The sequence below is a fragment of the Pseudoalteromonas sp. C12FD-1 genome (assembly GCF_037414265.1).
Lineage (GTDB): Bacteria > Pseudomonadota > Gammaproteobacteria > Enterobacterales > Alteromonadaceae > Pseudoalteromonas.
The window spans coordinates 78,668-104,312 of record NZ_JBBEVD010000048.1; the positions used below are offsets into that span (position 1 = coordinate 78,668).

A 25,645-nucleotide genomic window follows, 5' to 3' on the forward strand; every position below is an offset into this window, starting at 1 on the left:
TGAACAATTATAAGTGGCAGTAACATTTGTTAATGATTGAGGGAGCAATCAACAAGTATTTTTTAGCTCCGCATTAAATAACTATCGGAGCACATAATGGAAAATAAAAGTAACTACCGATTAAAACTAATAGCGAGTACTGTGAGTGCGTGTTTTTTAGTATCTGGCTGTAGTTTTGATAAAGATGAGGATAGCGACGAAATTGTAAACTTAGCCCCCTCTGTAGTAATTTCTGGCCAAGGCGAAATACAAGAAAAAACCAGCTTTTCACTTACTGCCAGCGCTTCAGACTCAGACGGGCAAATAGTAAATTATTATTGGCAGCATGACTCCACTTTAAACCTCAGCGCACAAAACCCAAACTCAAATGAAATCACTTATCTCTCACCCGACATTACAGAAGATGTAACCGTTAATTTTACAGTAACAGTAGAAGATGATGATGGAGCAACAACAAGCGCTACTCAGCAAGTATTAATTAAACGTAACTCAACGGCAGTTACGCTTAATGGCTTAATTACCGACAACACGATTAGTTTTGCAAGTGTAGAAATAACCATAGGTGATAAAACTTATTCAGCTACAGCAGATGAAAATGGTGTTTACACAATAGTATTAGATGTCGATGAAGCCTTAGAGCAAACCCTAGTAAAAGTTAAAGCTAAAGGGCGGGATGATTTAAATCCTGGGGTTGAATTTATATCTCAGCTTAGTTCTGTTAAAAAGTTAGCTACGCAGGCAGGCGATGATGGCATTTTAGACAGTGATGAAAACTTTGGCGTCAACACAACTAATGTGACAACAGCAGAGTATGCACTGATTGTAAGAGACGGTGATGAACCGACAAGTGAAGATGAGCTAGATAATGCACTTTTAAATGTTGATGCTGATGAAAAAGTACAACTTGCAAGCCTGATTAAAATTATTGTAGATAACCCTGATTACGAGTTGCCGGAGGGCGTAGAGAGCACCCTCGATTTAGTAACTAATGAAGAAGCAGCAGAGCAGTTTGAAGAGGACGTTAATGAGCAAGATCCTGACCTAATAGAGCAAACGAAAACCGAAATTAAAGAAGATGAAGATTTAGTAACAGGCTCAAAAGAGTCATTGGTTGGTGAATATATAATTAACTCCCCGCGCTACTATGCAAATCCAGCCAGTCACTTAACTTTAAACGAAAACGGTACTGGTCAGTATCATGCAGTTACGGGTAGCTCACTAACATGGCAAGAAGTGAGTGGTAAAATAGAAGTTACTTTACAGTCTCCTGTACTTATTAATAAATACTCCCAGACCGAAGACGATGTTGAAACTGTTTATGATGAGCATTTAAATTCATTCTCGTTACAAGTACTCGGCGAAAACGATGTTTTTAAAACAATAGATATTAAAAGTGATATTACAGTTTACGAAAACAGCATTGAGGTGCAAAACAAGCAAGAAATACAAACCACCAACCTTATTCTTAAAAGTAAAACCTTAAGTTTGACCGTCGAAGATATTGTCGGTGAGTGGGAAATGGAGCGAACAGAAAGTCGTAATTTCATTAGTCACCTAGAGACTATTGCTTTCTATGATGATGGGACCGGCGCTGTTTTAAGTGATAATTCGGCACCGTTTGAGTGGGAGCTGACTAATAATAAATTACAAGTAACCTATGATGAAGGCGGTAGCGTTGGTACAACAAATTTTTGGTTTACTAAAAATTTAAAAGCAGGCTATCAGCTAGTTTCATTAGATACCACATCAGCGGATCCTGCCGATAGCCAATATGGCCTGATGATAAAAAGAGAAGCGGTGTCTTTATCAAATGATGACTTAGTTGGGCGCTGGCAGGGCTTTATTGGCACGTCACAACTTTATGATATGAACGTATTTGCCGATGGTACGATTATGTTAGGGCTAGGGACTACGTCTTTCCAAGGGATTCTTGAAGATGGCAATCTAATTAGACGCCGCTATGAGTATGAAGGTTACACCGTTAGCAGTTGTGAAGGATTTAATGAAACCTGTTACTTAAGCGCAGAAGTAACCCATGACATCATTGCAGTAGAAGATAGTCATTATTACTTATTAAGAGAGTTTAAATGGTTCTCTCCTGAAGGGGACATGTACGACATTCAGAGAAATTTACTTATTTACCAATATAGTAAAGAGCTGAGCTATTCAGAGTTTACACCTAACTTATTACAAAGCAGTTTTAATCTTTATAAAAGTGCTGGTGAGCAAGTAATAGAAGATCGAATCAGGGTTAATTACGATGACGGCTCACTTACGATAACAATCGATGGCATAGAGTATGAAGCGCAGTTAAATGAAGGCGTAATCGAATATCAAAAAAATGCGCAAACATGGCTTTTTGAAATTGTTAGTGGTGATGGCGAAACATACACTATTTGTAATTACCAACAAGGTAGTAGCTGTACACAGAGCGATAAAACAGTCTATCAATCTAAAAACCCACGAGTGACTTTAACAGCTCCATCTAATGAATTTGGTCAACTACAGCCTGCAGTACAAGAGGTGCCTTTTGCTCAGCTAGTTGGTTTTAATATAGTGCCTAATGAGGGCTATGAGGTTGATTCAATAGAGGGCTGCGAAGGTTATATTGAGGGCGAATATTATATTGCCTTTAGTGGACACAGTGACTGCGAAATTAATGCTACATTTGTGGAAAAGCCAGAAACAATATCAGGGCAATTTTTAATTAATAATCCTGATTACTTTACCTCTACCTCTTTCAAATTAGAGCTTAATGAAAATGAAGAGGGCGCATTTACTGGCAATAACCAGGTTGCGATCACTTGGTCGAAATATTTTGACGAAATTAGAGTTTATTTTTCTGATGAGTATGTCTTAAATGAAAGTGTTGCGTATGAAGTTGAAAATGGCACTCAAGTAGAAGTTAGACGTAAAGATGTAATGACCAGTATTGTACTAAAGGAACGTTTCGATTTAGGTAACGGCTGGTACCAAATGACGCAAAGTTTAAGTAAGTTTCGTAACGAGGAACTAGTTGAAGAGTGGCACAGTGATAGCCATGTTAAGTTATTTGATTCAGTAGCACCTCAAATTGATTTAACCTCAAGCGATTTGGTTGGTAGTTGGTCGTTAGGTATTCCATCTGAAGATACCGTGAAGGAATTACTGCTAAATGATGATGGGACAGGTAGCGTAGTCGATACTATAGATGAAGCGCAAATAGAGGACTTTACTTGGCTGCAAACAGCAGCAGGACTTAAAATTACGACTTCTGATAGCGTTGAAGATATCTATATTACCAAGGATATAGACCTTGGCTATCAAGTAATAATGCAAGGCCAGTATGAAGATGAAAAGCAAGTAAATGTTGCCATAATGGTTAGGCAAGAAGAGCAAGAAATTACCCCGAGTAACTTTACTGGGCGTCACTTATTTAAAGAAGGCCATGACTTAGAGACCATTTGGGATGAGCTACAAATATATGAAGATGGCCAAGTGTTCTTCACTTATTCTACAAGTTCCATTCAAGGTGAGTTTAAAGGGGGGAGCTTTAGCCGCAGCAGAAAATACGATCAACTAACAGAAACATACGGCTCCGATTGTGATTTGACTTTAGAGACGTGTTTTAATGACTATACAATGGATTATAGGCTTATTAATCGCAATGATGACTACCAAGTAGTTGAGCGTGTATCTAGAGCGTTTGATACAAATACGGGAGAAGAAAGCTTTTCTTACGCATCACTTTACTTTGAAAACTATATTGAAAATACAAGTACTGATAAGTTTCATGAGCATGAAATCCCTTTTGAAATTTACGAGCATAGTGGTGAGAACTTCGTAAAATGGGGAGTTTACTATGTGGATGGGTACGAGCTTTGGAAAAACGATATTAAAGCTGCATCACTTGAATTAGTCGAAGGTAAGTTTACCTACGAGCAAGACGGTCAAAGCAAGGTGATTGAATTTATTTCAAATGATCGCGATGAGATAGTGCTTTGTGAGTATTTACAAGGTACAGCATGTCAAAATCAAGAAGAGATGACCTTTACGATTTTTGAGCCAAGGTATGATGTTACAGTTTATTCAGATGGTAATGGTGTAGTAAATAACGGCGTTGAAAACTACACAAGCTTTCATGGCGATACGTTAACCTTTAATATTTCTGCAAATGCAGGCTATAAATTAGAGTCTATAAGCGGGTGTGATGGCGTTTTAGAAGACAATACATACACGGTTCATTATTTGGCGCAAAGCTGCGATATTAATATCGCATTTGAACTAATGGAGTGAATACGCTCTATAGTTTCGAGATAAAATTAGAGCGGTGATTAAATTTAATAAATTGGCTACGCAGCGTAGCCAATTTTTTTGAATTAAATTTTCAATAAACTAGAATTTTAGATCTTAAAATTTAACTTTTAATCTTTTATATCCCAATTTATGCTCAGAAAATCCTCCACACATGCATTAAAATCTCTTTTAATATTCTCATTATTTTAAGCGAGATTTTATGACTGCATTAAACAACCAGAATTTACTGCAACTTCGTTTTATTAACCAAGCAAATATTGATTTGGTTAAGCCTTCTTTTGATAACCTACCTGCTAATCCGTATGCAGATGGTGAATTTCGTAAGCGTCGTTACTCGGTAATTAAATTTCAAAATGGTGAGCTAAAACTTCAAGCTGCCAAAGCGTTTGTTCAAGACGATTCTATTAATACCTTTCAGGGTAATGTTGAGCGTACTTATGAAAATTTAGAGCAGAGCTTACTTGAGTCTCAAGGTATGAAAAGCATTGTAAGTGAGTTTTGTGAGCTTACCGGCATTGATGAAGGCCGTGATATTGAAATACATCAATTTAGAATGCTTGCCATTGATAGCGATACGCCCGCAGCACCTGAAGGTGTGCACCAAGATGGCTTTGACCATGTTTGTGTATGTGGCGTTTCACACGAAAACTTAGAAGGCGGCGAACTGCTAGTATACGAAAACAAGCAAGCTGAACCGTGTTTTAAAATGGAAATTAAAGACGGTATGTTTGCACTAATAAACGACCGTCAGGTTTGGCACAATGCAACGCCAATGAACAAAGTCGATACTAGCAAGCCAGGTTACCTGGATTGTTTTGTACTTACCTCTTAAGGAATGCTCATGAACATAGCGCAATTACGTGAGCAGTTTCCTGCACTAACACAAACCGTTGATGGTAAATCGCCGATATTTTTAGATGGCCCTGGTGGCTCTCAAGTGCCGCAGTCTGTACTAAATGCAATGACTGCTTATTTAGGGCACTATAACTCAAACTTAGGCGGTGCGTTTTTTTCAAGTGATAAAACGGTAGAGCTAATGGCGAGTGCACGCCAAACAGCGGCAGATTTACTTAATGCGCCAAGTGCACAAAATATTGTGTTTGGCCCTAACATGACCAGCCTGACCTTTAGCTTTAGCCGTGCTATTTCACGCGATTGGCAAGCCGGTGATGAGATTATTGTAACTAACGCTGATCACTTCTCAAATGTATCGTCATGGCAGCAAGCCGCAGAAGATAAAGGCGTTAAAGTTCAAACCGCTTTAATTAACGAGGCTGATTGCAGCTTAGATATGGCGCAGTTTGAAAGCTTGCTTAACAGTAATACTAAATTAGTGGCTGTTACTTATGCTTCAAATACCACAGGCTCTATTAACGATGTAAAACGTATTATAGAGCTTGCCCATGCTGTAGGCGCATTAGTGTACGTTGATGCCGTGCATTATGCACCGCATGAGCTTGTAGATGTACAGGCCCTTGATTGCGACTTTTTGGCCTGCTCAGCATATAAGTTTTTTGGCCCTCACTTAGGCATGGTGTACGGTAAAACACAGCATCTTGAAGGTTTTACGCCTTACAAAGTAGAACCAGCTAAAGATGTAGCACCAGGTCGATGGGAAACAGGCACGCAAAGCTTTGAAGCCTTAGCTGGTTTTGTTGCCGCTGTTGATTACATTGCTGCAATTAGTGGGCTTGATGACAGTCACACGCGCCGTGAAAAACTAACTGCGGCTTTTGCTAAAACAAAACAGCACGAAATGGCATTGAGTGAGTACTTTTTAACGCGTTTAGTTAATTACCCGCGTATTAAGCTATTTGGCATTGATGACCTTGAGCGTTTAAACGAGCGTACACCTACATTTGCTTTAACCTTTGAAGGGCTAGAGCCCCGTGAAGTGTCTGAGTTCTTAGGCAAACAGCATATTTGTGTGTGGGATGGACATTTTTATGCACAAGGCTTATGTGAGCAGTTAGGCGTACTTGATAAAGGCGGTGTAGTGCGCATTGGTTGTATGCATTACAACACAACAGCTGAGCTAGATAAGTTATTTGATTTGTTTGATGGGTTACTAGGTTAAAGCCTTACCCATTCAGCACTTTAAAAGCCATAAGTAAAAGCTTATGGCTTTTTTATTGGCTGATTACTTAGGAGCTAGCCCTTAGGTGTACCGTATATTTGTTCAGCTCGGTTAAATAGCACCCACGAGGTTAAAATATACTTATCGTTAGAAATGGGCTTATTACCTCGATGGGTATGCGTAAAGTAGCCAGGGGCTATCACCATGGTGCCTTTTTTAGGGGCTATTTTACGTTTTTGATAATAAAACTCTGTTTCCCCGCCTTCTTCCACGTCGTTTAAATAAAACATAAATAACAAAATACGGTGCAATGCTTCATTGTGTTGTAGCTGTGGGTACACTTCACTATGCCAATAAGGGTAACCGCCTTTATTTACCTCGTACTTTTGTGCCTGAATATTTCCTAGTCTAAATATTTGCTGCACCAAAACAGGAAGCTGAGGCTTGCCCACCTCGTCAAAGTTCTCATGTGTTAAATCTACAACCTCCCCCGTTTTTGGGTGATAAACTTTTAGGCCAAAAGCGCCAATCAGCATAAAAAAGTGTTCTTCTACATAGTTAAAAACATGCTGTGCAGTGGTTTGTTGAATATGCTTTAATTGTTGGGCGTATTCTGGGTAACTGTTTAATTGCAGGTCGTGGCTGTCTTTCTTTTTTAAGTCCACACCGCCAGAGGTTACTCCTTGCTTTACATGCGGGCTTTTAGAAAAAGTGGTAATAAAGTTATCGCAAAAATCATCGCTTAACGCGTTATCAATAACGTGGATAAAGTCCGTCATGATTTACCTTTTTATTTAGTTATTATTTGGATTTTTATGTTTATTGAAAAAGTGATGCCGCGCTTTAGCGAAACAGATGCACTCGGACACATCAACAATACCGTACTCCCTGTATGGTTTGAAGCAGCACGTGTCCCTATTTTTAAATTTTTTACCCCCGATCTAAACCCGCATGACTGGAAGTTGATCATCGCTAAAATAGAAGCATCGTTTGTAGGTGAATTATTTTATGCTCACGAAGTAACAATAAAAACGGTAGTAGAGCATATAGGAAATAGCTCTTTTACTATTAAGCAGGAGGCGTGGCAGCAAGGTAAATGCTGTGTTGTGGGTAAAACTGTATTAGTGCGCTATAACTTTAAAAGCAAAGCTAAACAAAATTTAAGTGAAGCCGAAGTAGCGGCACTAAACGAGCACCTAGTTTAACTAGTTTACTACACGCAGCAAAAAGCAGTCATGTAAACCACAAGCGACAGCTGTAAATTTTTATCGCTGTTTTTTTAACGTATTTTAATTGAGTTACGCTTCTCACTTATATACTATTTATATTATATATTGTTGCACCGCTATAACAGGTACTGTTGAGCTGGTAGTTTATGGAGAATGAATGTGGCATCTACAACTGGCAATAAACCGTTAGAGGTGATAACGCTTAGCGATGGTAAAAGCTTAACTGCAGAAATACTGCCATTTGGCGCTATTATCAAAAGTATAAAGTTTAATAACCAAGAGATGACGCTCACAGTGAGCGACCCACAGTATTACCTAGAAAACCCATTTTATTTAGGTGCAACAGTAGGGCGTTATGCAAATCGTATTGAAAATGGACGCTTTGTGTTGTCTGGTACCGAGTATCAGCTTAAGGCAAATAATGGCCCAAATAGTTTGCACGGTGGCGAAAAAGGTTTTAATAAAGTGCAGTGGCAAGTCACTCAGCAAAGTGATAATGAAGTAGAGCTTTATTATTGCTCCGCCGATGGAGAAGAAGGTTTTCCAGGCCAGTTACAAGTTTGGCAAACAATCACTGCACGCAATGGCGAGTTAATCCTCAGTTACCAAGCAACTACCGATAAAGAAACCCTCGTTAACTTTACCAACCACTGCTATTTTAATCTTGAAGGCAGTGAGAGCATTAACGAACATCTACTGCAAATAAATACCGCCACCTATTTACCTATCGATAGTAACAGTATACCGCTTGCCCATCATGAAGATGGCTCCGGCAGCTGTTTTGACTTTACCAAGCGCACACAGGTGGGTACAGCGCTAAGTGAGGCTCACCCTCAGTTAAAGGCTGGAAATGGCTTTGATCACTGCTATATTTTTAGTGATGACAATCGTTTAAAAACAATGGCTACATTAACCTCGCCACACACGGGCGTTAATTTAACCCTTAAAAGTACCCAACCAGGCATGCAGTTATATACCGCAAACTTTGTAGGAGCGCCTTTTAAAGCACGCCAAGCATTGTGTTTAGAAGCGCAAAATTGGCCTAATGCAGCAAACAGAAGCGATTTCCCAAAAGCTAATTTATTGCCGGATGAAGAATATACTCAGCAAATAATTTTTGCATTTTCGCAATAACGTACTAATTCTACTGTTAAATTAAAGAAAACAAAAAGAAAAATACACGTAACAAAAAGATAGCCATAATTAAGGAAAAGGTTGCACTTTTGCTCAATTTAAAGTATTTATATTATAAATAGTATTTGAAGCTATACACACCATACAACGACAAAATGACTACACACAATCAGGAGTTTTTAAAAAATGATAATTAACAATAAGTTATCGTTCAACAAGAAAACCGCGCTCAGTATTGCTATTACAGGTATATTGGCAAGCGGCCACGTTGCAGCTCAAGGCGCTGAAGGTGACACACCGACAGTAGATAAAGATGTTGAGGTTATCGCAGTAACGGGTATTCGCAGCAGCTTACGTTCATCAATGTTAGATAAAAAAGCATCTAATGTTGTAACTGATGGGATTAAAGCAGAAGATCTTGGTAAATTTCCTGATTTAAACGTAGCAGAGTCTCTGCAACGTATCACAGGTGTAGCCATTGACCGTAGTGGCGGTGAAGGGCAGGCAGTAACAATTCGTGGTTTTGGCCCGCAATTTAATACGGTACTTGTAAATGGTCGTCAAATTGCGACAGACAGCGCAGGTCGTGAATTTAATTTTGATGTACTAGCAGCAGATCAAATCACCGGCGCTGATATTTATAAAAGTAATAGCGCAACACTTCAAGAAGGCGGCATTGGTGGTACGGTAAACGTAACCACGGCTCGTCCTTTTGATTTTGGTGGCTTACACGTTATTGGTTCAGTTAAGGGTATGTACGAAAGCCTTTCTGAAGAAGTATCGCCATCGGCTTCATTTTTAGTAAGTAATACCTTTAACGACGACAAGCTCGGTGTGCTTTTTGCTATTACTAATCAGCAACGTAAACTGCAAAACAACCAAATTTTAACGGCTGGTTGGCGCGGTGGCCAAACAATCTCTAACCCACAAGACGGCGTACTGTATGACAATGCATATATTCCACGTAACTGGGACCAAGTTGTTGATGAGCAAGACCGTGAACGTACCAATGCAAGCTTAGTATTACAATATGCACCGTCTGACGATATCACTATTACCGTAGATGGCTTAATTTCAAAATTTGAAGTGGACTCATCAGTACGCGATTTAGCGTCTTGGTTTGAACCAGACCGCGTAGGTAGCGCAACAATCGACCCAGAAACGGGTACTTTGCTTACCTTTACGCAAGAAGTAGGATTAGGTAACGCCAGTGGCAACCCTGCAACTGACTTTGTATCACACACGCGTAACTCACGTGATGTAACTAACAAAGCATTTGGTGTTAACGTTGACTGGCAAGTAAATGAGTCATTAAAAGCAAAGTTTGATGTGTCTCGCTCAACAGCTGAAAACGACCGTGCAGGTAATGACCGTTTTAACGTAGTGGGTATTATTAATAGCTACAGCTTTGATGGTACAGGAAGTATTCCTACCGTACAGCATGATGGGTTTGAAAATGGCTCGCTGCCAGATGCAAGCCTTGCGCGTCTTCACTATAACGAAGTGGGCAACCAGTTTACTGATGAAGATGAAATTACCGAAATTAAAGCCGATTTTGAATACGTGCCAGACAAAGGCCCAGTTGATCGCATTAACTTTGGTGCATATCGTCAAGAACGTGAAAAATCAAGCTTCCAAATTTTTGGTAGCCAATGTCAATTTTGTGGTTACGGCACGCAAGCTCCTATTGATGAAATTGATTTTGAAGCGTATTCAGCAAGTAATTACTTCCCAGGTTTAATCGATACATTTTATAGCTACGACGGCGACAAAATGCTTGATTACCTAGCTGATCAAGGTTTCCCTGTAGAGCCAACATTACAAAATAACCGTTACACAATTAACGAAGATATCACTAGCCTTTACATGGACTTTACCATTGGCTTTGATCTAGCTGATATGCCAGTTACGGTTAACATGGGTGCACGTTACTCAGAAACAGATATTGAAGTCGCTGCTGTACAAAGTTTTATCAGTGATGTTATTCCTACCTCTGATGCGACTTTATTCCAAAACGTATTTGGCCCTGCAACAGACATTCAAGAAGGGACAAGTTACTCAAACTTACTTCCGTCGTTTAACGTTAAGCTTGAACTGCAAGATAACATGATTTTACGCTTTGCAGCGTACGACAGTATTACTCGTCCTACAATGTCACAGCTTTCTCCAGCGACAACGTTTAACGAGCCTCGTCGTCAAAACTTAACAGCAAGTGGTGGTAACCCAGCTCTTAAGCCATTCCAGTCTGAAAACTGGGATATTTCTTACGAGTGGTACTACAACGACGCTAACTTATTTAGCTTTGCGGTATTTAGTAAAGAAGTGGATGACTTTATTGTTACCCTAACCGGTGATGAAACATACGACATGACTGACCGTACAGGCCCTGATTTTGCGTGTACTACGTGTACTGACCAAACCGATGCAGAGCTTAATGGTAGCTCAGAAGTTTACACTGTAAGTCGTCCGCAAAATGGCGAGTCTGCAACGGTAACGGGTTACGAAATTGGTGTAACCCACATGTTTGAAAACGGCTTTGGTTTTATTGCTAATGCCACAGTAGTAGATAGCGACATTAGTGTTGGCTCTGATACTTCACAAACATTTGCACTTGAAGGCTTAGGCGATTCGCAAAACTTAGTATTGTTCTACGAGCAAGAAAACTGGCAAGCACGTATTGCGTTTAATAACCGTGAAGGCTTTTTACGCTTAGTTGATAACGGCTTTAACGGTGAACCAGTGAACGTAGAAACGTACGGTCAATGGGATATTAGTGCAAGCTACGATATCAACGAAAACTTCACTATTTTTGCCGAAGGCATCAATATTACTGAAGAAGAGCTAGTGCAAACGGGTCGTTTTGCTAATCAAATCTACTCTGTAGAAGATAATGGCTCACGTTACGCGTTTGGTATTCGCGGTACGTTTTAATTGATAGCTGAGGCAGTGATTGCCTCTTAGTTTTCATTGCCGTGCATTATAAGTACTGTTACTAATAAAGTTAGTAGCTAATTTGCACAGAATGAGACTAATTTAAACAAATGCCCGAAAGGGCATTTGTTGTCTAACCGGTTATCAATAAAATACTCAAAGAGTAGTCCGTTATGAATAAAACAATAAAAACAATTGCCGTAATTGGTGGTGGCACAGCAGGATGGCTGAGCGCTGCAATTATTGCTTCGTATCACCAAGGTAATAAGGGTGATGGCTTAAAAGTGATGTTGGTAGAATCATCTGATATTCCAACAATTGGTGTAGGTGAAGGTACCTGGCCCACTATGAAAAACACGCTTCAGCAAATTGGTTTGCGAGAAGTAGATGTATTTAAAGCCTGTAATGCCACCTTTAAACAAGGCGGTAAATTTGTAAACTGGACGCATGGCAACAACGATTTTTACTACCATCCCTTTACAGTGCCGCTAGGCTACGGCCGTATAGATTTAGCCCCCTATTTAGATAATGTTGAAAACTTTGCTCAGCAAACTAATTTTCAGCACGATATTTGCGAAGCAAACCTAGCACCAAGAGGCATTGCGCAAGGCGAGTATCAAGCTAATTGTAATTACGCATACCATTTAGATGCAGGTGCTTTTGCCGAGCTATTAAAGCAACATTGTAAGAGCAAACTAGGCATTGAGCACATTATTGGCACCGTTGATCAGGTAAAGCTTGATGAAAGTGGTGCTATAGACACCCTTACCTTAAAAGATCAAACCCGCACCATAAACGCCGATTTATACATAGACTGCACGGGTTTTTCATCGCTGTTATTAGGCCAAGCCCTTAACGTGCCATTTAAAAAAATGGATCATGTATTATTTAACGACAGCGCCCTAGCTATGCAAGTCCCCTACGAAGAAGGTGATGAGTCACTGGCCAGCCATACTATTGCCACCGCACAAAATGCTGGGTGGATTTGGGATATAGGCCTAACACATCGCCGTGGTGTTGGGCATGTATATTCAAGCAAGTTTTTATCAGACGAAGAAGCCGAGCAAAACTTACGTAACTATTTAGGCGATGCCGCTAAAGGTTTAACTGCACGAAAAATAAGTTTTGAGTCGGGTTACAGAGAAAAGTTTTGGCACAAAAACTGTGTTGCAGTGGGGATGTCGGCAGGGTTTGTAGAGCCGCTTGAGGCAACCGCCATTATGTTGGTTGAGATTTCGTCTCGCTTTGTAGCAGAGCACATGCCAGCCGATACTCAAGTAATGCCGATTGTTGCAAAGCGCTTTAATGAGCAAATGGATTACCGCTGGCAGCGTATTATCGACTTTTTAAAGCTGCACTATATGCTTACTAAACGCCCTGAACCCTATTGGCAAGCGCATGTAGAGCCAGAGTCTATTCCACAAAGTTTACAAGAAGACTTATTACTTTGGGGAACTCGAGGCCCACTTATTCAAGATTTTCATGGCGCGTTAGAGCTATTTCCTGCAGCTAGCTACCAGTATGTTTTATACGGTATGGGCTTTAAGCCCGACTTTACTAAGCAAGCGTATTTGTACTCAAACGATGCGCAAGCAAATCAAATAATTGAACGTAACAGCCAGCTTACACAGCAGATGTTGCAAACGTTGCCGCCTCACCGTGCTTACATAGAGCAGTGGCTTGCGGCTAACCCAGTTTAAGGATGTGTAACTATGGCAATGAGTGAACTATCAAATACTCAACACCAAGCAATAAAAATTAACCCTAATGCGGGTGTTGAATACGCAAAAACACAGCATTTAGTTAATCTACGTGCAAACGAAGTGGCAAAATCAGCCTGCGATTTACCTATTTTTTTAGCGCGTAACGCACATAATGGCAGCCACACCATTTCGGGCTTAACCAGCTTTAGTGCTGGGCAAAGTTTATTTGTGAGTAACAATCAATGGCAAGCGCTATACACGCCCGTGTGTATGCAAACACAGCCGCTTTATTTACTCACTCGTGAGGCAAATAGCAGTGATTACTTTATTGCTATTGATGAGCAAAGCTCAGCCGTTAATACCCAGCAAGGCGAGTCGCTATTTGATGCCAAAGGCAACCCAAGCCTGTATTTAACTGCGCAGCAAAAGCTACTCGAAAGCGATTTAAAAAATGATTACCAAACGTATCAATTTACTCAAGAAATTGCCCGTTTAGGACTAATTAAAAACATAGATATTGTTTTGCAGTTTGAGCAAGGCGAGGCGCAAACTATACAAGGTTTGAGCACCGTTGATGAAGACAAACTGCAAACTTTAGACAGCGATACCATTGCCAATTTACACAAACAAGGTTATTTAAGCGTACTTAACAGCATGCTTATTTCGTTGTTTCAGTTAAATGCGTTAGTAAAGCGTCATAACCAGCATCCTGAACTTATGCCATTAAAGCAAATTAAGTTAGAACTAAGTCGAGATGCACACGCACTGTAAGGTGCAATTTATTTTTAGCCTTCATAGGTTAAAACGTTCACATAGACAGACATTGCGTTTAACGCGCTGGAGACACACACATGTCAGACAACATTTTGCAGTTAGTGGTTTTTTTCTTTGTAACCGCTTTAATTGGTGGACTTACATATTGGAAGTGCCGAGGCCAAAACCGTAATAGTGGTGATAATCAAACAAAAGAGTATTTTTTAGCGGGCGGTGGCCTTACTTGGATGTTTGTTGCAGGCTCAATTACGCTCACAAATTTGAGTACCGACCAGCTGGTGGGCATGAATGGCAATCAAATGGCCTTGCTCGTATGGTGGGAATTAGCAGCTATTTTAGGGCTTATTATTTTAGCCAAAGTATTTATTCCTGTTTATTACAAGTACAACTGTACTACCACTACAGAGCTGTTAGAAAAACGCTACAACAATAAGCATATTCGTGCTGTTATTGGTGGCTTATTCTTTTTAGGTAACGCACTAATTTACATGCCTGCGGTTATTTATTCTGGTGCGCTATTTATGCAAACCATGTTTAAAGTTGATATTCCGTTAATGTACATAGCGACCGCATTTGCATTGGTAGGCGCTATTTATGCATTTTTTGGTGGCTTACGCGCGGTTGCTGTATCAGATACTTATAATGGTTTATTAGTGTTAGGTATGGCAATACTGGTCGTGTTTTTAGCACTTAATGCGATTGATTACGACTTTAGCGGTATTCCACAAGAGCGCTTAACATTAATTGGTGATGCTGACTCGCCAATCCCTTGGCCTACGCTTTTAACCGGCATGATCTTTATTCAAATGTATTATTGGGGTACTAACCAAACCATTACCCAGCGTGCTATGGCTGCACCTAATGTTAAAGAAGCGCAAAAAGGGATATTTGCAGCAGCGGGTATTCGCTTTTTAATTGTACCGGCGATTGTGGTGTTACCAGGTATTATTTCGTACAAACTATATGGCGACATTGGCGATGCGGCCTATGGCCGAATTGTAGGTGATGTAATGCCTGCATGGTTAACGGGTGTGTTTGCCGCAGCAATGGCGGCGGCGGTACTTTCTACTTATAACAGCTTATTAAACTCGGCTACGGCACTTTATGTGTGTGATATTCACGAAGCGTACTTTAATAAAGAGCCAAGCGTAGTAAAGCTAAGTGGTTACGTTACGTTGTTACTTACTAGTTTAACGCTTGTGCTTGTGCCAATTTATCAGCAAGCCGACAGCATTATTAACTTACTACAACAGTTAAACGGCTTATTAAGTATGCCTATATTCTCAATTTTTGTAGTGGGCTTATTGTTTAAAAATGTGGATGCGCGTGCAGGTATTGCCGCAGTAATTTTAGGCGTGGTTATGTATGGCATGCTAACGTTTAAAAATTCACCGCTACATACTGAACTACACTATATTCACTTAATGCCAATTACACTTATTGTATGTGTAGCCTTTGCGTTAATCGTTAATAAAGTAGTGTTTGGTTTAAATGCACAGTGGGCAGGCAAAACACCTGCTATTGAAGATACGCCACAAGTGCACGCACCAAAATAATCAGCAGTAAAAGTTAAGTCACTTTTTACTAGCCAGTTAACACATTACTAAATCGGCCTAAGGTAACTTAGGCCGATTTTTATTTATTCAAATAACCTACACTGTAGATAATAGCCATGATTAAGTATTACCGCGGATTGGTATAACTGGTATAGCCAGTAATAATATTGACTAAAATACAGCGTAAACACTATCTAAAAGTAATTTGTATGATATATACTATTATTTTAAAATCACTGACTGCAATTTGATGCAGTAAACAGCGAGTAAGCACACATATTATATACTCGCGTATTAAACTCATCTTCATTAAAGAGGACAGGAGAATCATGGCTGATATTAAACCATTCTTTCGATTAGACAGCGCAAACAGCACCGTTATTTTCGACTGCCAGAGCAAAACACCGGCATTACTTTATTTTGGTAAGCGCCTATCTGAGCAAACAACTGAAACAATGCTAACTCAGCTTGCGACTCGTCAGGAAGTAAAATGTGCCGTGGTTGAAGAAGCACCTATTTCTCTTTCTCCGCTATTAGGTGAAGGCTTTACTGGCGCTCCGGGCCTAGAGCTATCAAACGATTCTATTGCTTGGTCTGTAGGGCCAAAGCTTCAAGAGGTTCGCCAGCCCTCTGCGTCAACCCTTGAGTTTTTGAGCGTAGATGAACTTCGCGGTATTGAAGTTGTGCACAGCATTACACTTGATAGCACTACCGATGTACTTAGTGCGCACACGGTTTTAACAAATTTAAGTGACTCACCTTTAAGCGTTAACTTTTGTGCCGCACCTACATTTCAATTACCAGATAGCATGAACAAGCTAGTGAGCTTTGAAGGGCGTTGGTCTAACGAATTTCAACGCCAATCGGTTGATTTAGTGCTAGGCAGCTTTGTTCGCGAAAACCGTAAAGGTAAAACCTCGCACGATGTATTCCCTGGTTTACTAGTACACGCTGAAGGCGCAGGCGAGCAACAAGGTGAGTGTTACGGCTTTCATTTAGGTTGGAGCGGTAACAACAAGCTACGTGCAGAGCTACTACCTGAAGGGCGCCGTTATGTGCAAATGGGTGAGTTATTATTACCTGGCGAGCTAACCCTTGCTAAAGGTCAAACGTATCAAAGCCCAAGTATTTATGGCTCGTTTTCGAGCGACGGTTTTAGTGCGCTGTCGCGTAATTTTCATCGTTTTGTTAAAGCAAACTTGTTAACTCAGGCACAGCGCGAAAAAACACGCCCAGTGCATTACAACACGTGGGAAGGCATTTACTTTGACCACGATGTAGACACACTTAAACAGCTAGCCGACAAAGTAGCGCCATTAGGTGTTGAGCGTTTTGTATTGGACGATGGTTGGTTTAAAGGTCGCCGTGGTGATTACGCAGGCCTTGGTGATTGGACGGTAGATTATGAAATTTACCCAGATGGCTTATCGCCAGTGATTGACCATGTAAACAGCTTAGGCATGGAGTTTGGTATTTGGTTTGAACCTGAAATGGTAAACCCAGATAGCGATTTATACCGCGCTCACCCTGATTGGGTATTGGGCTCAGAAAATAACGAGCAACTTAGTTTTAGAAACCAGCTTGTGCTTGATTTAACGCGTACTGAGGTTGTTGAGTACTTATACAAAGCCATTGACGACATTTTAGTTGAATACCCAACAATTAAGTATATTAAATGGGATATGAACCGCGATATAAACCACGCGGGTAACTTCTCAGGCAAGCCAGCAGTTCATCAGCAAACACTGGCACTGTACCGTTTAATTGACCGTATTAAAGCGGCGCACCCAGGTCTTGAAATAGAAAGCTGTTCATCAGGTGGTGCCCGTGTAGATTACGGCGTGCTAGCACACACAGATCGTGTATGGACGTCAGATTCTAACGATGCGCTTGATCGTCTTGAAATTCAACGCGGTTGTTCGTTCTTCTTCCCATCGTCGGTTATGGGTGCACACGTAGGCCCGCGCGATTGTCATATTACAGGTCGTAATGTCAGTATTGAAATGCGTGCAGCGGTATCACTGTTTGGCCACATGGGTATTGAAATGGACCCACGTGAATTGACCGAACATGAATACAACGCCCTTAAAGCGGCCATTGCGCTGCACAAAGAGCACCGTGATTTTATTCATGCTGCCGATTTATATCGCCTCGATAGCGACGATTTATCAATTAACTTTGGTTTAATCGACGAGCAAAAATCAAAAGCGTTATTTGCGTATAACAGTGTACGCGAAACACCACGTACTGCGCCTAATAAGCTTCGTTTCGTTGGTTTAGATGCAGATACACAGTACACACTTAATTTAGTGTGGCCTGTAAAATTTGAAGAGTACCGCCCTTCGTCTATTGCCGCCGTTAACGGGCAAACATTTACCGGTGAAGCGTTGATGGAATTTGGCCTACAAATGCCAATTTCATTCCCGCAAACATCACTTATTTTTGAGCTAAACAAAGCTTAAAATATAATAAGCAGTAAAAAGGGAGCTAATTAGCTCCCTTTTTTAATGGTGTTTTTTTAAGCCATTAGTCGAGTTTAGATTCAATAAGCTCTAAGGCTTCTTCTAAAATAGTTTCTACTGCTTTTTTAGCGCGTTCTGGATTACGTGATTTAATCGTATCTAAAATATCAGCATGTTTTGCTACATCGGCACCTGGCACACCCTTAATGTGGTTGGTGTAACGAATACTTACGCGCAGCGCGGTGCTAATAAATTCAGTGAGCTGCACAAAAAAGCGGTTATTACTGGCCACTAAAATACTGGTATGAAAGGCAATATCGGCTTCAAGCGGATCGTCTAAGCCTTGGTCTGCATCGGCCATGCGAGCAAGTGCGTTGTCTATTTCAGCCAGTTGTGCGGCGCTGGCATTTTCAGCTGCTAGGGCAGCGGCTTGTGGCTCAAGTGCTACACGTACTTGTGTAAACTCTTTTAATAAAGAAAGTGATGGTTTACTGCTTAAAATCCAGCGCAGTACGTCAGTGTCAAACATATTCCAGCTGCTTTCTGGCAGTACCCGAATACCTTGCTTAGGGCGAGAAGATATTAAGCCTTTAGCTGAGAGCATTTTTACGGCTTCACGTGTTGCACTGCGGCTTACATCGTATTTAACACATAGGTCAGCTTCAGATGGTAAACCTTCGTTAACTGGGTATACGCCACGCACAATTGCAAAGCCTAAATCATGGGTTAATTGTTGTGTTAAATTTTGACGAGGTTGGCTTTTCATTGAGCGTTATCCGAATGAGTTATTGCTTTATTATATATCATATATCATATTAATGTACGAAAGGATATGTTATAAACTTTGATAAAGGCAAGTATTTTAACACAGCTGTAACACGAATCCCCAAGCAAAAGTTTTTACTTTAAGTGGCGCAGTCTGTTTTATGGAGAAACGCATTTGAATAAACACGTTCACTACCCCAGTATTTCTGGCAGAGTTGTTTTTATTACCGGGGGGGCTTCAGGCATTGGTCGCGCAATGGTAAAAGCGTTTGCCGATCAAGGTGCCAAAATTGCTTTTATAGATATTAATAACGAGGCTGCTCAATCTCTTATTGCCTCGCTGCCTAACGCTAAATTGTGGTTTAGACAGGTTGATGTAACCGACTCAAATGCTTTACAGCAATCTTTGGTAGATGCCTGCGCTGCATTGGGTGCCATTAATGTGCTAGTAAACAATGTAGCCAACGACCGCCGCCAAGCCAGTGAAGATGTTACCGTCCAAGATTGGGATCAATGCCTACAAATTAACTTAAATCCGGCGTTTTTTGCCTCGCAAGTGGCTATGTCTTATATGAAAAGCGAAGGCGCGGGGAGCATTATTAATTTTAGCTCTATTAATGCGATTATGGGGCAGCCGCAAATGGCCGGTTATGTAACCGCAAAGGCGGGCCTAATCGGCATGACTAAAGCGCTGGCTCGCGATTATGGTGAGTTTGGCATAAGAGTAAATGCTATCTTACCGGGTTGGGTTGCCACCGACCGCCAATTAGCCAGTTGGTTTACTAAAGAAGAGCAAGTGAAGTGGATGGAAGCCATGGCACTTAAAAAGTTAGTAACCCCTGAAGATGTAGCTAACTTGGCACTTTTTTTAGCTGCCGACGAAAGCAATATGATCACAGGTCAAGGTATTAAAATTGACGGTGGGAGGCTCTAAGTTGCAGCACTTAAACCTTTTTATAGCCGTAGATTGGGGCACGAGTCATTTACGCGCTTATTTATGTAGTGTAAATACCACAGGGCAATTAACGTTAATTGCTCAGCGCGACGGCCCAGGTGTGATTAGAGATAAACAAAACTTTGAACACACTTTAATTGGCGTCGTTGCACCCTGGACCAGCGAATACGGCGTGTTACCTATTTATATGGCAGGGCAAATTACCTCAAGTATTGGCTGGAAAGAAACCCCATATTTAGCCTGCCCTATAAACCCCGAAAGCTTACTCAGTGGTGCGATTAACTTTGATTGTGCAGGTAATAAAGTCAGTGCCTTACCTGGCACAAAATGCACATTACAAAATAATTTATTTGATGTAATGCGCGGCGAAGAACTGCAAATTTTAGGGTTTTTAAAACAAAATCCGGACTATCAGCACGGCAATGTACTAATATGTTTACCCGGTACCCATACGAAATGGGTGTTGCTAAAAGATGGGAAAATTATCTGTTTTAAAACCGCAATGACCGGTGAATTGTACGATTTGCTGTGTCATCAAAGTGTACTTATTCCTAATGATTGTGAGGCTGGGGAATTTGATTGGCATGCATTTGAGCAAGGTTGTGAGCTTACCTTAGGCAGTGACAGCGGTAATTTGGCGCACGGTATTTTTAGTGTCCGTACGCGCCAGCTTTCAAAAGAGTTAACGCCAGTGCAAGCCAAGGCGTACTTGTCGGGAGTGCTAATAGGTAGTGATGTACGCGCTGCACGCCATGCCAGTGAATGGCAATTGGTGAATAATTCTAAAGTGGTGGTTATTGGCACAGAGCAACTAAATAAGTGTTTTACCCATGCGTTAAATTGCATAGGCGTAGAATGCCTAGAGTTTGATGTTAAAACGGCAACCTTAAGTGGTTTTAACTACTTGTTTAATACTAAAAGCTAATAACCCAGCAGATACAAAAAACCCTCTACATTATAATTATGTAGAGGGTTTTTGATTTATATGTTTTGCGTTTTATGCTGTTTTAGCCCCTTGGCTTTGCTCAATATAATGATTAAGCGTTGCCACTTGTGCGTCATTAAAACGCAGGCCTAGTTTACTTCTGCGCCATAAAATATTATAAGCGTTGCCCGCCCATTCTTCGTTTAGTAAGTAATCGACTTCTGCTGCAAATAAGCCATGGCCAAAGTCTTGGCCTAAATCACTTAGCTGGACTGCATTGCCTAAAATTAGTTTGGCACGAGTCCCGTAGGTACGTACAAAGCGTTTAAGAGTGATTTCTGGTAACCAACTATAAGTCGCTTTTAGTTCATTAGTGAGTGCCTCTACCGAGCTAAAATCACCACCAGGAAGTGCGCTGTGTTTGGTCCACGCTTCACTCATTTGTGGGTAAAACTCTTCAAGCTTATTCACCGCAGCTTCGGCAAGTTTACGGTAGGTGGTAATTTTGCCACCAAACACACTTAACAGTGGTGTGTGTTTGCCTTCACTTGATAGCTCTAACTTGTAATCACGTGTTACTTTTTGTGCATTCACTGACTCGTCATCAAGCAGTGGGCGCACACCCGAAAAGGTATGTACTATGTCTTCGCGTTTAATGTGGTTTTTAAAGTAGCTGTTAGTAATATCAATTAAGTAATCGATTTCTTCATCACTAATTTTTACATCTTGCGCTGCGCCTTTGTGTTCAACATCGGTGGTGCCTACTAGCGAGTAGTCATCCTCAAATGGAATAACAAACACAATGCGCTGATCTTTATTTTGTAAAATATAGGCTTGTTTTTCATCGTGAATACGCGGCACCACAATATGGCTGCCTTTTACAAGGCGAATATTTTGTGGTGATTTTTCAATCAGTGCTTCGTCAAATAATTTTGCAACCCACGGGCCTGCTGCATTAACAATACCTTTGGCTTTAATAGTTTGTTGCGCCTTAGTTTGTTGTTGCTCAAGCGTTATCTGCCATTGGTTATCAATGCGTTTTGCACTAACACACTTGGTTTGCGTAGCAATGGTCGCGCCTTTGTTTTGCGCAGCTAAGGCGTTTAAAATTACCAAACGTGAATCATCAACCCAGCCATCTGAGTATTCAAACCCTTTTGTAATTGAAGGTTCTAATACGCTGTTTTCACCAAATTTAATGCCACGCGAGCCAGCAAGTGTTTCTCGCTTAGCGAGGTTGTCGTACATAAATAAGCCAATGCGGATCATCCATGCTGGGCGTAGGTGTTTTTGATGCGGTAATCTAAAGGTGAGCGGCCACATAATGTGCGGGGCATTTTTAAGCAGTACCTCACGCTCTGCAAGTGCTTCTTTTACAAGTCTAAATTCATAATGTTCAAGGTAGCGCAAACCGCCGTGGATTAGTTTAGAACTATTTGAAGATGTTGCACTGGCAAGGTCTGATTGTTCGCACAAAAGCACCTTTAATCCTCTGCCTGCTGCATCAGCTGCTATTCCAGTGCCGTTTACACCGCCACCGACGACGAGTAGGTCGTATTCGTTATCTGCTAATTCCACCGAGCTAACCTTTTTATTTGTAATATAAATAAGACATATAACATCATAAAGCGGTGGCTCTTATTTGACAATAGATAACCACGCTTTTTGCGTGTTAATTTTCAATCCTGATCTTTTAAAACATACAGCGTACAGCGCGCTATTTAGCTGACTTTGTTTATGTTTGATAAGCCGCTAACTTAATTAGCGGCTAGTTTTTACTGCTGTTGGCAATCGTCACTAGATAAACGAACTTGCGCTACACAGTGCTGCCATTTTGCGTATAAATCATTACGCTCGTCAGCACTCATTGCTGGCTCAAAGCGACGGTCACAGGTCCACATTTTTGCTAATTGCTCCGTTGACTTATACACACCGGTTTGTAAGCCTGCTAAGTATGCTACGCCTAAAGAGGTGGTTTCGGTCACTGTTGGGCGCTCTACGGTTGCGCCTAGAATGTTTGATAAAAAGGCAAGTACCCAGTTATTTTTAACCATACCGCCATCAACCCGTAACACGCTTGGACGTAAGCCATCACGCTCCATTGCTTTTTGTAAATCTTTGGTTTGATACCCTACAGATTGCAGCGCAGCAGCAACTATGGTGCTAATGCCCGAGTCGCGCGTTAAACCTAAAATAGCGCCCCGTGCGTTCGGGTCCCAATACGGTGCACCTAACCCTGTAAACGAAGGCACTAAAAATACCCCATGATCAAGCGGTACATCTTTTACCAACGATTCGCTCTCTCCGGCATGGCTTAATAGTTTTAAGCCTTCAACAATCCACTGCATCGTGGCGCCAGCCATAAAAATGCTGCCTTCAATGGCATATGTTGGTTTGCCATTTAGCCTGTAAGCCACCGTGGTTAGTAAGCGGTTTTCAGAGGTAAGCGCTTTTTCGCCAGTATTAAGCATTAAAAAACAGCCCGTACCGTAAGTGCTTTTAGCCATGCCTTGTTCAAAACATGCGTGGCCCACAAGGGCTGCTTGCTGATCGCCGGCAATACCACATACACGTATTGGCGCGCCAAAAATATCGTCGCTGGTTGAGCCAAACTCGTCGGCTGAGTCCATCACTTGAGGCAGCATAGATTCAGGAATATCGAATAAATCGAGTAACTCTTGATCCCATTGCTGAGTATGAATATTAAATAGCATGGTGCGCGATGCGTTAGTTGCATCGGTGCGGTGCTCTTTACCACCGGTTAACTGCCACAATAAGTAGGTATCTACAGTACCAAAAGCCAGTTCACCCGCAAGGGCTTGTTCGCGTGCGCCTTCTACGTTGTCTAAAATCCAGCGTACTTTAGTGGCCGAAAAATACGGGTCTAGTAGTAGGCCTGTTTTATCGCTTATGGTTTGGCAAAGCTCATCAGTGCTTAGGCTTTCGCAGTAATCACTGGTGCGGCGGTCTTGCCAAACAATCGCGTTATAAATTGGTTTACCGGTTTTTTTGTTCCATACCAGAGTGGTTTCGCGTTGATTGGTGATACCAATGGCAATAATTTCTTCAGGCTTTACGTTTTTATCGGCTAGCACTTTGCGGCTGGTACTTAGCACGGTTTGCCAAATATCGTTAGGGTCGTGTTCTACCCAGCCATTTTGCGGAAAATGCTGCGAAAATTCTTGTTGTGCTGTACCAAAAACGTCTGCATCTTTTGTAAACAAGATGGCCCGAGAGCTTGTGGTTCCTTGATCAATTGAGAGTATGTATTTGGACATGATATTTGTGTTATTTATCTTATCTTATATATGACTAGATTGCCTTTAACTAAGATTAATGGCAACGATTTTTTCTTAAAATAGCCGATTAAAAAATAAACACGCTGTTTTTATTTGCTAACTCTTTTAAATAACAGGTGTTTTATTACGGCATAATTTTAAGTGCGAGTGCGGTTATTTATAAAAATAACCGCTTAAAAACTTAATGTTACTTGGTGTGAGGTTTGGCTTGTTGCCAATCCATACCCGTTGAAAAGCGATTATCAAACCCGTGCCATTGTGGCAGCGGCTTACCATCAACAATGGCTTGATCTCCGTTTTGTGGTAAATCAAGGTATTCGCATTGGCTGGCAACGCCTTTTACGTGGCAGTCCATCATAGCAAGTACAAAGTGTTTGTTGGTCTCATTTAGGGTGCGCATTGACCAGGATGGCTCGTAGTAATGGCCAATATCTAATTCGCTACTACTTTGTGCAATAGCAGGCGCAGGGTGCGGTGCAATATTATGGCGAGCATTTTTGTAAGTAAGCATATACTTATCTGAGCTGCCTGTTTGGTCATACAGGTTTTTAATGCCTTCGTAACCGGATATATCATCTAAGCTACCCGCCACATAAAGCGAAGGGACTTTAATGTTTTGCATAGCATCGGTTTTAAATAGGTTATGTTGCCCGCCCCACGGTGCAAAGGCCACCATGGCTTTTATGCGTGTATCAACTTTTGGATTTTGATATTGCCCACCTGCGCAGCTATTGAGTAATTGCTGCACTTGTTTAATTTGTGCAGGGTCTTTTATACCGGTAAACATGGCGGTTGTTTGCTCATTAAAGTCATAACAGCCACCAATTGTATTTACCGCGCCAAAACCTCCCATAGAGTAACCAATGATACCTGCACTATTGTTATCGACTTGATTGCTGGCAAAGTTGTTTTGTTCGTTAAAATAATTAAGTACAAATTGCTGATCGCGTGAGCGGTTAATAAGGGTACTAAAAAAGCCCGAAAACGGGGCGTTTTTAAAATCAACATCGGCATTGGTTGAGTCGGTATGATCAAGTGCAGCAACTATGTACCCGTGCGATGCTAAGTGCTCACCTAGGTAGTACATAATGGTGCGATAGCCGGTATAACCGTGCGAAAGCACAATAACAGGGTAGTGCTCTTTATTATTAATGGCTACATCGCGCATGGCATCGGCTTGTAAGGTAAATGATTTACCTGTGCGTGTTACATCACTGTAGCTAGTGAGTGGTGCCTTTGCCGTGTTTGCTGCGGGATACCACACTTCTACTTTTAAAGGGCGATCTTTTTGAGTTTGTGTTGCAGGGTCAAACTGCGCTGGGTTTACTAAGTCAAGCGTTTGTACGCCAACACTGTAACTACCTTTAGCAGCAAGCTCTGGAAGTACTTCGCTGGTTATTGGCGGGTAGAGTTGCTCAGGTGTTTTTTGAGCTGCAAAAACAGTACTTGCTGTTAAGCAGCCAGTTGCAAGCAGCAAGGCTTTGGAAAGCGCCTTTAAAGTGTGTGTGGTTGTCATTGTGTATCCTTGTTGTGTGTATT

At 41.2% G+C, this 25,645-nt stretch carries 17 protein-coding genes; 12 read left to right on the plus strand and 5 right to left on the minus strand.

Annotated elements, in window-relative coordinates; genetic code table 11:
- Positions 1 to 96 precede the first annotated feature (96 nt).
- The 3 genes from WDB87_RS05735 to WDB87_RS05745 all read left to right on the plus strand — a co-directional run bounded on the left by WDB87_RS05735 (position 97) and on the right by WDB87_RS05745 (position 6,373).
- Positions 97 to 4,275, plus strand: coding sequence for a PKD domain-containing protein (locus WDB87_RS05735; protein ID WP_337849339.1), 4,179 nt, complete (start codon positions 97 to 99; stop codon positions 4,273 to 4,275).
- Between the two features lie 220 nt (positions 4,276 to 4,495).
- Positions 4,496 to 5,128, plus strand: a complete 633-nt coding sequence (locus tag WDB87_RS05740) for a 2OG-Fe dioxygenase family protein (RefSeq protein ID WP_286245854.1) — start codon at positions 4,496 to 4,498, stop codon at positions 5,126 to 5,128.
- A 9-nt stretch (positions 5,129 to 5,137) separates the two neighbouring features.
- Entirely contained in the window at positions 5,138 to 6,373 is a 1,236-nt protein-coding gene (locus WDB87_RS05745; RefSeq protein ID WP_337849340.1) for a cysteine desulfurase-like protein, read from the plus strand.
- A 74-nt stretch (positions 6,374 to 6,447) separates the two neighbouring features.
- Here WDB87_RS05745 and WDB87_RS05750 read toward each other — a convergent pair whose 3' ends face one another.
- Complete coding sequence (locus tag WDB87_RS05750) at positions 6,448 to 7,152, minus strand: 2OG-Fe(II) oxygenase (protein ID WP_286245856.1); 705 nt, start codon at positions 7,150 to 7,152, stop codon at positions 6,448 to 6,450.
- Between the two features lie 36 nt (positions 7,153 to 7,188).
- Here WDB87_RS05750 and WDB87_RS05755 point away from each other — a divergent pair, with 36 nt between their 5' ends.
- The 7 genes from WDB87_RS05755 (at position 7,189) to WDB87_RS05785 (ending at position 18,162) form a co-directional block, all read left to right on the plus strand.
- Positions 7,189 to 7,578 carry an acyl-CoA thioesterase gene (locus WDB87_RS05755; protein WP_286245857.1) on the plus strand — a complete coding sequence of 130 codons (390 nt, stop codon included), beginning with the start codon at positions 7,189 to 7,191 and terminating at the stop codon, positions 7,576 to 7,578.
- Positions 7,579 to 7,755: 177 nt separating this feature from the next.
- Positions 7,756 to 8,736, plus strand: coding sequence for an aldose epimerase family protein (locus WDB87_RS05760; RefSeq protein ID WP_286245858.1), 981 nt, complete (start codon positions 7,756 to 7,758; stop codon positions 8,734 to 8,736).
- 186 nt (positions 8,737 to 8,922) lie between these two features.
- On the plus strand, positions 8,923 to 11,667 hold the full coding sequence (locus WDB87_RS05765; RefSeq protein ID WP_286245859.1) for a TonB-dependent receptor: 2,745 nt from the start codon (positions 8,923 to 8,925) through the stop codon (positions 11,665 to 11,667).
- Positions 11,668 to 11,840: 173 nt separating this feature from the next.
- A complete protein-coding gene (locus WDB87_RS05770) occupies positions 11,841 to 13,367 on the plus strand; it encodes a tryptophan halogenase family protein (protein ID WP_337849341.1) in 1,527 nt (508 codons plus the stop codon).
- A 12-nt stretch (positions 13,368 to 13,379) separates the two neighbouring features.
- Positions 13,380 to 14,141 carry a SapC family protein gene (locus WDB87_RS05775; RefSeq protein WP_337849342.1) on the plus strand — a complete coding sequence of 254 codons (762 nt, stop codon included), beginning with the start codon at positions 13,380 to 13,382 and terminating at the stop codon, positions 14,139 to 14,141.
- A gap of 80 nt (positions 14,142 to 14,221) precedes the next feature.
- Positions 14,222 to 15,700 (plus strand): SLC5 family protein, encoded by a 1,479-nt coding sequence (locus WDB87_RS05780; protein ID WP_286245862.1) that lies wholly within the window; start codon positions 14,222 to 14,224, stop codon positions 15,698 to 15,700.
- 329 nt (positions 15,701 to 16,029) lie between these two features.
- Entirely contained in the window at positions 16,030 to 18,162 is a 2,133-nt protein-coding gene (locus WDB87_RS05785) for an alpha-galactosidase (RefSeq protein ID WP_286245863.1), read from the plus strand.
- 64 nt (positions 18,163 to 18,226) lie between these two features.
- On the opposite strand, the gene WDB87_RS05790 is transcribed toward WDB87_RS05785, so the two are convergent.
- The gene (locus WDB87_RS05790) at positions 18,227 to 18,928 is read right to left on the minus strand and encodes a FadR/GntR family transcriptional regulator (protein ID WP_286245864.1); all 702 of its coding nucleotides are present in this window, start codon (positions 18,926 to 18,928) and stop codon (positions 18,227 to 18,229) included.
- Between the two features lie 174 nt (positions 18,929 to 19,102).
- Here WDB87_RS05790 and WDB87_RS05795 point away from each other — a divergent pair, with 174 nt between their 5' ends.
- Together WDB87_RS05795 and WDB87_RS05800 are read left to right on the plus strand one after the other, a co-directional pair.
- On the plus strand, positions 19,103 to 19,861 hold the full coding sequence (locus WDB87_RS05795) for an SDR family NAD(P)-dependent oxidoreductase (RefSeq protein WP_286245865.1): 759 nt from the start codon (positions 19,103 to 19,105) through the stop codon (positions 19,859 to 19,861).
- A gap of 1 nt (position 19,862) precedes the next feature.
- Positions 19,863 to 20,807 (plus strand): 2-dehydro-3-deoxygalactonokinase, encoded by a 945-nt coding sequence (locus WDB87_RS05800; protein ID WP_337849343.1) that lies wholly within the window; start codon positions 19,863 to 19,865, stop codon positions 20,805 to 20,807.
- A gap of 72 nt (positions 20,808 to 20,879) precedes the next feature.
- Here the strand turns inward: WDB87_RS05800 and glpD are convergent, their stop codons facing one another.
- The 3 genes from glpD to WDB87_RS05815 all read right to left on the minus strand — a co-directional run bounded on the left by glpD (position 20,880) and on the right by WDB87_RS05815 (position 25,622).
- Complete coding sequence (gene glpD / locus WDB87_RS05805; RefSeq protein WP_337849344.1) at positions 20,880 to 22,385, minus strand: glycerol-3-phosphate dehydrogenase; 1,506 nt, start codon at positions 22,383 to 22,385, stop codon at positions 20,880 to 20,882.
- A 197-nt stretch (positions 22,386 to 22,582) separates the two neighbouring features.
- Positions 22,583 to 24,085, minus strand: coding sequence for a glycerol kinase GlpK (glpK, locus tag WDB87_RS05810; RefSeq protein WP_337849345.1), 1,503 nt, complete (start codon positions 24,083 to 24,085; stop codon positions 22,583 to 22,585).
- Between the two features lie 208 nt (positions 24,086 to 24,293).
- Positions 24,294 to 25,622: an alpha/beta hydrolase family protein gene (locus tag WDB87_RS05815; RefSeq protein WP_337849346.1), complete on the minus strand. Its 1,329-nt coding sequence runs from the start codon at positions 25,620 to 25,622 to the stop codon at positions 24,294 to 24,296.
- Positions 25,623 to 25,645 lie beyond the last annotated feature (23 nt).

Bases quoted from the DNA above. Each gene is read 5' to 3' on its own strand.
- WDB87_RS05735 (WP_337849339.1), top strand. From the start codon at position 97: ATGGAAAATAAAAGTAACTACCGATTAAAACTAATAGCGAGTACTGTG.
- WDB87_RS05740 (WP_286245854.1), top strand. From the start codon at position 4,496: ATGACTGCATTAAACAACCAGAATTTACTGCAACTTCGTTTTATTAAC.
- WDB87_RS05745 (WP_337849340.1), top strand. From the start codon at position 5,138: ATGAACATAGCGCAATTACGTGAGCAGTTTCCTGCACTAACACAAACC.
- WDB87_RS05750 (WP_286245856.1), bottom strand. From the start codon at position 7,152: ATGACGGACTTTATCCACGTTATTGATAACGCGTTAAGCGATGATTTT.
- WDB87_RS05755 (WP_286245857.1), top strand. From the start codon at position 7,189: ATGTTTATTGAAAAAGTGATGCCGCGCTTTAGCGAAACAGATGCACTC.
- WDB87_RS05760 (WP_286245858.1), top strand. From the start codon at position 7,756: ATGAATGTGGCATCTACAACTGGCAATAAACCGTTAGAGGTGATAACG.
- WDB87_RS05765 (WP_286245859.1), top strand. From the start codon at position 8,923: ATGATAATTAACAATAAGTTATCGTTCAACAAGAAAACCGCGCTCAGT.
- WDB87_RS05770 (WP_337849341.1), top strand. From the start codon at position 11,841: ATGAATAAAACAATAAAAACAATTGCCGTAATTGGTGGTGGCACAGCA.
- WDB87_RS05775 (WP_337849342.1), top strand. From the start codon at position 13,380: ATGGCAATGAGTGAACTATCAAATACTCAACACCAAGCAATAAAAATT.
- WDB87_RS05780 (WP_286245862.1), top strand. From the start codon at position 14,222: ATGTCAGACAACATTTTGCAGTTAGTGGTTTTTTTCTTTGTAACCGCT.
- WDB87_RS05785 (WP_286245863.1), top strand. From the start codon at position 16,030: ATGGCTGATATTAAACCATTCTTTCGATTAGACAGCGCAAACAGCACC.
- WDB87_RS05790 (WP_286245864.1), bottom strand. From the start codon at position 18,928: ATGAAAAGCCAACCTCGTCAAAATTTAACACAACAATTAACCCATGAT.
- glpK (WP_337849345.1), bottom strand. From the start codon at position 24,085: ATGTCCAAATACATACTCTCAATTGATCAAGGAACCACAAGCTCTCGG.
- WDB87_RS05815 (WP_337849346.1), bottom strand. From the start codon at position 25,622: ATGACAACCACACACACTTTAAAGGCGCTTTCCAAAGCCTTGCTGCTT.